Annotated in this window: 4 protein-coding genes and 1 pseudogene; 2 read left to right on the forward strand and 3 right to left on the reverse strand. The window is 60.6% G+C overall.

The annotated features are described in order from the left end of the window. Both BN1233_RS27870 and BN1233_RS44975 read left to right on the forward strand, forming a co-directional pair. The coding region (locus BN1233_RS27870) for a hypothetical protein (protein ID WP_046866871.1) at nt 1-556 on the forward strand (556 nt) is incomplete at its 5' end. Nucleotides 557-682: 126 nt separating this feature from the next. Further along, nucleotides 683-1,134 (forward strand): annotated as a pseudogene (locus BN1233_RS44975) (DoxX family protein). A gap of 94 nt (nt 1,135-1,228) precedes the next feature. On the opposite strand, the gene BN1233_RS27880 reads toward BN1233_RS44975, so the two are convergent. The 3 genes from BN1233_RS27880 to BN1233_RS51215 all read right to left on the reverse strand — a co-directional run bounded on the left by BN1233_RS27880 (nt 1,229) and on the right by BN1233_RS51215 (nt 4,128). After that, nucleotides 1,229-1,693 carry a cupin domain-containing protein gene (locus BN1233_RS27880; protein WP_046866873.1) on the reverse strand — a complete coding sequence of 155 codons (465 nt, stop codon included), beginning with the start codon at nt 1,691-1,693 and terminating at the stop codon, nt 1,229-1,231. 1,072 nt (nt 1,694-2,765) lie between these two features. Next, entirely contained in the window at nt 2,766-2,936 is a 171-nt protein-coding gene (locus BN1233_RS27890; protein WP_154678301.1) for a hypothetical protein, read from the reverse strand. A 142-nt stretch (nt 2,937-3,078) separates the two neighbouring features. Further along, nucleotides 3,079-4,128, reverse strand: a complete 1,050-nt coding sequence (locus tag BN1233_RS51215) for a FemAB family XrtA/PEP-CTERM system-associated protein (RefSeq protein WP_046866875.1) — start codon at nt 4,126-4,128, stop codon at nt 3,079-3,081. Between the last annotated feature and the right edge of the window lie 224 nt (nt 4,129-4,352).

A 4,352-nucleotide genomic window follows, 5' to 3' on the forward strand; every position in this document is an offset into this window, starting at 1 on the left:
CGTCGAGGCCGAGGACGCTGACGCCTTCCTTGCAGCGGCGGAGCACGCGCGGGTCAAGTCGGCGTTCTATTACTTTCCCCGACTGCATTTCTACAGGGAGTCCAAGGCGCATAGGTTGCGCTGGGAGCGCCACGCCGGGTCGATCCTTGTTTACCAGGTCCGCCGGCGCGAGGTCGGTTCGCGGATGAACCTGTATTTTCCGCCGCTTCCCTTCGACCCGGCGGCGCTGCAGCACGCCCTGCAGCGCATGCGGGACTTCAATGGCAATCGCGCGGGCCGCATCATCTTCATGCAGGAGGACGATGCGCTGCGGATCGCGCGGGAAGGCTTGGAGATCTCCCACAAATGGGAAGAGTTCATCTTCGACCGCGCGGCGGTCATCGCGCAGGAGGGTTCGAGCTTCGGAAGCCTGCGGCAAGAGCTGTCACGCGCCCTTGTCCTCGATAATCATGACGCGCAATGCAGCCGAGGTTGTCCGCATTCGGCTTTCTCCGTAGAGGGATCGGGGGAGCAATGGGTCAGGACAAGATGGGGCGATAGTAAGGCCAAGCTCTAGGCACTACACGCTCCGCTGTCGTCACGAGCGTTGCGTAGGCCCACGCGAGCCTCACCGGGTTCTGTCTGGCGGGGGATGCCACCGGGGCATACGGTGCCCGCCCGATCAAGCGCCTGGACGTCAGCCATGGACCGGACGGCCCTCACCTCCATTTGGGCGCCGCGCATGCTCAGCATCCTGCGGATCATGACGGCACTTCTGTTCCTGGAGCACGGCACCCAGAAACTCCTGGGCTTCCCACCCTCCTCGAATCCCGGTCCGGCCCTGTTCTCCCTGCTCGGGATCCAGGGCATCATCGAGGCAGCGGGCGGGGTGCTGCTGGTGCTCGCCTCTTCACCCGTCCGGTCGCGTTCCTCCTCGCGGGCGACATGGCGGTGGCCTACTTCATGTCCCATGCGCCCCGGAACTTCTTCCCGGTCCTGAACGGGGGTGACGCCGCGATCCTCTACTGCTTCGTGTTCCTCTACCTGGTCCTTGCCGGGCCGGGCCCCTGGAGCCTGGACGCCATGCGGGATCGGCAAGGGACGCGCCGAGCGGCTGCCGTGCCTCGTTGCTGCCCGCGCCACGGCGCGAGCTAGAGATACGTAGTGGTTCGGGATGAACACTCGTTCCGAATGGCCGTTGCCGCGCCTGCCCGCCCGGCCGGCGCAGGCGACCACGGCAGGCGGTACGTTACCGAACTTTGCGCGGATCGTCAGCCGGGTTGACGTATTCAATGCCTCCTGGGCCGGTATACTGGACCTGAAGGATCGCCTCTCTGTCGCCGGTCCAGGCATAATGGGCGTGCTTGGCCGGATACACCCACATCGATCCCGGCCGTAGCAGGCCGCCTTTCTTTTCGGGCTTCTCGCCACTGTTCGTCCCGATGGTGCCCCTGATGACGGTCACGATCTCCGAGAAGGGATGGGTGTGCGGCGGCATCGTGAAGTTGGGCGGGAACTTGATGCGTTGGACGACGGTCTCGCCAGCCTTCGTGGGATCGCCGACCAGCGTGGCGATCTGAACGCCCCTGGGATAGGCCGGGTTTTCCATCCACTTCACGGCATCGGGCCTTATCACGTTGGTGTGTCTTGTCTCCTGCGCCATGGCACCGCCGACCAACAACACGAGACTTGTCGAGAGCAGCAGGGTCTTCATGACAACCTCAAGGCTGGATGGCCTCCGGGTGCCCGCGCCACCCCTAAGCGGTGCGGCGGGCCAGTCTGCACCTGCTCACGGTGAGGCGCTATCCTACTGTGGTCCGGGGTGGATGAGTTTGGCCATTCGCGCCCCAAGGAGAGTCCCATGGAACATGAAACGGCTCCCCTTCCCACACCCGATCCAGTGTCCTCGAGCGAGGATGATCGTGGTGAGTTCCCGAAGAGGTGTGGGAAATTTGCTGCCACTGTGCCGCCGGCCGTCACCATCCTGCTGTCGACATCGCTGACTCCGAGGCCATCGCTGGATCGGGCAATGGCAACGGGAAGGGCTTGGCGAAGGGGTATGGAAAACGCCGCGGGCCGAAGTAATCTTGGTGCGCCGTCAAGGCTCATGGTCTCGGTGACCAGTAATCCCTGCCCCCGCCCGGTCGCTTCATGCCGGGTGAGGTTCTTTCGGGGCATACCTCTGCCTTACCTAAACCTGGACTCTGTAGAGCGCCTCATCGGAATTGCATGGGCCTTTTCGCACGCAGGAGGCCGCACCCGCCGCGGACGATCCATGCACCTAGGATTGCGCCTGCACTGCTCCAAAGCACCCCTTCAAGGCCGGGGTGTCGACCAGGCGAGAAGTTTTGCAGAAGCTCCATCGAGCCGCTGTAGGCAGACAGTAACTCGACAATCAGCCATGTCGCCTGCATGGGATAGGCAAGGACCAAGAGCCCGGCAGTGCCCCCATAGGCGATGGCGTGTTCCACACCTGCAGGTAAAAAGGTCCTCACCTCCAGGCTCTGCGGAATGAGGGACAAATAGGTGATCGCGCCCACGCAGAGCCAGGTAGCATAGCGCAGGGCGATCAAGCGGCGGTCTGGCGACATGACCCCACTATAGTGACAGGCAGTCCCGAGCAACAGAGCGGGGACAAACCGCTCTTCACCCCTTTCGCCTCATGCCGGACGCCTCCATCTCGAGCCAGTTCGGACGGGTGTGGATCGAGCGCCGCCCGCACCGAGAGCATCGCAACTTTAGGCTCACGTCGGGAACGGCTAACGAGATCCTCGGTTCGTCTACTGTCACGCGAGCGCCTCGCGCACGTACGCTATCGCTGCTTGGATCGTGCGGAGGCCATCCTTCTCCATGAGATCGGGAAATGTCCGGTAACCGGGTTGGGTCGGCTCAACGTGAAAAGCCGCGTCGCGCTGCACGATCTTCGCGACGGCGAAATGAAGGCCCGGAACGCTCACCGACCAAATCGGACGGTCTGGGAGCCGAGTGACGCTCAGTTCCATCGATTCCTTTAGTTTCGATGCGAGATAGCTTTGCTAGCTCAGAGATCCACCTCGATGCCGGTCAGTCTCTCGACCTGCTTGCGAATGTAGCCCTTGGCTACGGGATGTTCCGGACGATCCACGGGCCGACTCGGTTAGCCAATGCCAACGGCATATGCTTCCAGCAACGGATCGCCAACGAATACCTCGGATTAGTGGGGTTTAACTCCGGCAGATTATTTCCAGGAGCTAGCCAGTAGTACCAAAACAGCGGACGAACCTTCGGGTTCCATTGAATCTTGAAGCGGCAGGCCCCAGAATCCAATGTAGACCGACCCAGGTCTAACTCGCGAGCACCTATCCCACAGGCCCACTCAATAGCACCCCAGTATAAGCACTCGTTAGCATAGAACGACGAGTGCGAGTAGTCGGAGCAAATCCACGGCAATTCTATCCGGTCACCGTGACGGAGCGCTATCGCTCCGCTAACCGGCCGCCCCTCGCGATGCGCCAGTAGTATCGTTGCATCCTCTGCCAGGCGGAAGATATTCTGAAAGAAAGCCGGACTGTAAACCGGCGTCCCCAGATCTCGCATGTTCAGGGCGAAAACACGGTAAAAGCAATCGAGACATTCGGCCCCGCACGCCAAAACGGTAATGCCAAACTTCTTTGCCTTGCGCACTTTCCCACGCAGGCGTGAACTCAATTCAGACCAATGTGCTTTGGGATCATTGCTAAGTGGAATAACGAGGGCGACTTTGTGCTGTCGTAGGCTCCAACGCCCCTCCACTAATTGCGCGGCTGGATGCGACTGACGCAACTCTATGTACTGTGCCTCTCGTCTCCTTGCCAGATCCGAAGCGGCTATTGCCAACGCCGTCTCACAATCGGGTGTATCGGCTAGGATACCGCTATAGTCCAGGAAAGGCAGTGATACGAAGAAGTGTCCAAAAAGCATACTTTGCATCTCAAAGAGCGGCAACACCCCTCGCGTGGTGCCGTTCTCTCGTGCCATCAAGTAGACCGCACGGTGTTGAAAGGAGCGGACTAGAATATCTCGCCACTCTAGCGCGTGGTACAGGGAGGCGTGCGGTGCGTTACCTACGTATGCTTGCCATTCCTCGTCGCGCCCCCCTCGCCCCAATTCAACAACCTCATATGCTCCCATAGCGATATTTCATCCATGTACAACAGGAACGTCGTGAACTGGAGGACGTGGTCGAATCCACTATTGTATCGGGTGTGGTGAGGGAGTCGGTTCACGTTCCATAGGACTCTCCTTGGATGCGTATGGCCAATCCCATCCGCCCCGAATCACAGTAGCCGGTTCCCAAGTAGAAGCAGAGGAACCCCAAAGTAGTAGCAGACCGGGCGACGGTTCATACATGAACT

Source organism: Microvirga massiliensis, from assembly GCF_001006805.1.
In the GTDB taxonomy this organism is placed as follows: Bacteria; Pseudomonadota; Alphaproteobacteria; order Rhizobiales; family Beijerinckiaceae; genus Microvirga; species Microvirga massiliensis.

What these genes read in the sequence shown, in the direction of transcription:
- BN1233_RS27880 (WP_046866873.1), bottom strand. Translation starts at nt 1,693, where the DNA reads ATGAAGACCCTGCTGCTCTCGACAAGTCTCGTGTTGTTGGTCGGCGGT.
- BN1233_RS51215 (WP_046866875.1), bottom strand. Translation starts at nt 4,128, where the DNA reads ATGGGAGCATATGAGGTTGTTGAATTGGGGCGAGGGGGGCGCGACGAG.